Raw genomic sequence first — 2,822 nt, forward strand, 5'->3', positions numbered from 1 at the left:
CTCAATGCGGTTCTGCGAGCGGTGAACATTACGCTCCAGTTGCGGGTCGCGCAGGTAGCGCAGTGTGTAGATACTGCGGATGAGCTTGTCGAACTCGAAGATTGCGCGCCGCGTCGGGTTCGGCGCCGTATAGGTGCACAGCTTGCGGATCAGCGTGCCCTGCGTCATTTCCTTCAGGCCCAGTGTGGCGACGATTCGGTCGATGTTCGCCTTCTCACCGACGATGAGTTGCCGGTCGATCTGGCCAGCCGGCCGGATCAGGCATTTCTCGTACAATGCCAGATCATCGGCGCAATACAGCTCCTGCAACTGGTCGTCGAGGTCGGTGAAGCGCGGCTCGAAACGAAGTCCGAACCAGTGCAGGATGGCGAAGTTGGCCTTGTTGATGCTGTGCATGTCGCCGGTGATCGCGCTCGGCACGATGTCCGACGTGTTGCGGTACCAGATGTCGAACACGTGGTGAGCCTCGTACTCGTGTGCGCCTATCAGGTAGCCGTTCAACGGCACGTGATTGCACAGCAGCGTGTAGGCGACGACGCCCTTGCCGCGGCCGAAATATTTGCGCGAGTAGCGCGCCTTCACAGTTGGTCGCTCGACGCCGAATTTCTGCCCATCAACGGCACCGTACAACGAATCGAGGTCGAACGAGTAATGCGGGAAGATCGGCAGTGCGGCGATGGCGTTGCTGATGCAATCGTTGGCCACATGTAGCGTCGCCTGGCGCAGGTACTGCTGGTAGGTACTCTCCAGGACGTGGTACGGGATGTCGCTGGTACGTGCCATAACCTGGTTGCCGTGGTTCATGGCTTGGGCAATGATCACCGCCATCAGACTGTCGGCGTCGGCTACCTTCTTCGCATAGCGTGGCTGCAATGGTGTCAGCGCCGACAGGAACTGGCACTGGCCGTTGACGAAGCGAAACACGTCGGCGACATCGCAGTATGGCAGTTGCTCGTAGAGAGCTTGCTCGCGCGCCTTCTGGTTCTCCCCCTTGGGCTTGCGCCAGGTCAGTCTCTGCGTGTCCTTGTCGTATTCCAGGTGCGTCAGCTTGCCCTGTTTCAGCTCGCGATTGAACGCCACCCATTGCGCACGCAACTCGGCCGCCAGTGCATCGAGCTGGGCACTGACCGGCTGCCGCAGGAAGGGGATGTCCATCTGCGCGAGCACGGCGGCTTTCTCGTCCATCGAAACCAACTCGTCGGACAAATGCCGGTGCTGCAAGCTGTCGTCAATGTAGAGCTCGCCCGCCTGGAAGCGTTTCCTGACCTGACGGTAAAGCCAGAATTCGTAACGATCGGCATGCAGGCCTGTCGGCGTGCCTTCGGCATCGAACATCAGCAGGTACGGACGCAAGCGTTTCGGCAGCGTTGCCGCCGGACATTCGTCGAGTGGCCGTTGTGATAGGCGCTGCTGCTTGGCGAACACGCTCTTGGCCCAAGTCAGCGCCGCGAGCCATGGGTTATCGGGGGCCGTGCCGGCGAAGTCGAGCGCGACGTACAGCGGCCGTAGATGGCGTCGAATGCGTTCGGCCAGGCCGTCCACCGCCTGCCAGTGCAGCGCCAGTTTGTTCAGTGGCTTGACGCTCATGCGCTGCGCCGTGTTTTGCAGCAATTCCCTGGACATGATTTTGTAGGCGCGTTGGCGCACCTCGCCGAACGGCGTCGGATCGGCCACGCTGTCGTCCACGTACAGCGACAGCAGGCGGCCAACCTGCGGCGTTTCCTGATGGCGTCGCAGCTGTTCGGCGACAAAGGACTGTTTCGCACCCGTGCGGCTCTCGTCCTCAAGTTTTTTCATGTGGAAGGCCATCGCGTCGACCAGGTTGTCGGTGAGCTGCCGGTAACGTACCCAGGCATAGCACAGCAGGTAGAGCCGGGTCTGCTCCGCCTTCAGGTGGCGCAGGTCATGGACGGTATAGAAGTTCGCCAGGCTCGCGTAGTACAGCAGGTTCTGCTGCGAGATGCCGAGCTTGGGCAGCAGCGCCTTGGCGATCCCGTGCAAGGACTTCAGCGTGGCGCGCTTCTCGCGCTCCCCTGCCATCTGACGCCAGCCGAAATCTTTAGCGTCCTGCTTGAGCGCTGCCAGTTGAGACAGGGTGTCGTCACGCACCAGGAGCTGGCCCAGCGCAGCTTTGGCCGATTCGTCCAACACTTCTGCCAGCAAGCCGCCCAAGCGCCTGCGTTCGGTGGACAGGGCTTCACTGACCAGCTCTTGTAAGGTGGTGTGGCCGGGCCGGATGATTTTGTGCTCGCTGAGCCAAACGATCAGTTCGGCGGCCACGAATCCTGGCATTACGTCGCGCCGCACGATCTGTTCAGCCTGCTGTGCCAGTTGCGGCAGGAAGCTAGCCGCCCACGACCGGTAGCCGAACAGTTCGGCGATCTGACCCCTCTGGCTGTAGTGCTCATGCTTGGTGATCGCCTTGCGTTCGAACGCTTCGCCGTGGAAATAGCGACTCAGCACGAAGGCGCAATCGTCCTCGACCTCATGCCAATCGAAGCGGAAGAAAGCATGCTTGGCCTTGAAGTAGCCGATCTGCAAGACGCAATAGACTTGGGCCTGCAGGCTAGGCCGGCTGCTGGCGAACGCCAGTTCAGATTCGGTCAACGCCAGGTATTCCAGCCGCTGAGCATCGTCGAAGTCCGGTAGGCCGTACAAGGCTTCCTGCTCTGCGTCAGAAAAGACGGTGAGTAGCTTATTCTTGTTGCTCATCGACCGTCCTTCCCGCACCACGCCAACCTGCTCGCGTCAATGTTTCGATCAACGTAGTGCGCTTGACATTGAAGTTGCGGCACACCGCCGCCTTAGACATGCCGCCATCG

The 2,822-nt window shown here is 60.8% G+C and carries 1 protein-coding gene and 1 pseudogene; both read right to left on the bottom strand.

Features of this window, described 5'->3' with window-relative positions:
- The coding region (locus tag GHO32_RS25825; protein WP_153443081.1) for a Tn3 family transposase at nt 1-2,712 on the bottom strand (2,712 nt) is incomplete at its 3' end.
- Nucleotides 2,696-2,822: pseudogene (locus GHO32_RS27000) on the bottom strand (recombinase family protein); the annotation flags it as partial. The pseudogene GHO32_RS27000 and the gene GHO32_RS25825, both read right to left, overlap by 17 nt.

This window comes from Pseudomonas sp. FSL R10-2189 (assembly GCF_009600325.1).
In the GTDB taxonomy this organism is placed as follows: Bacteria; Pseudomonadota; Gammaproteobacteria; order Pseudomonadales; family Pseudomonadaceae; genus Aquipseudomonas; species Aquipseudomonas helleri.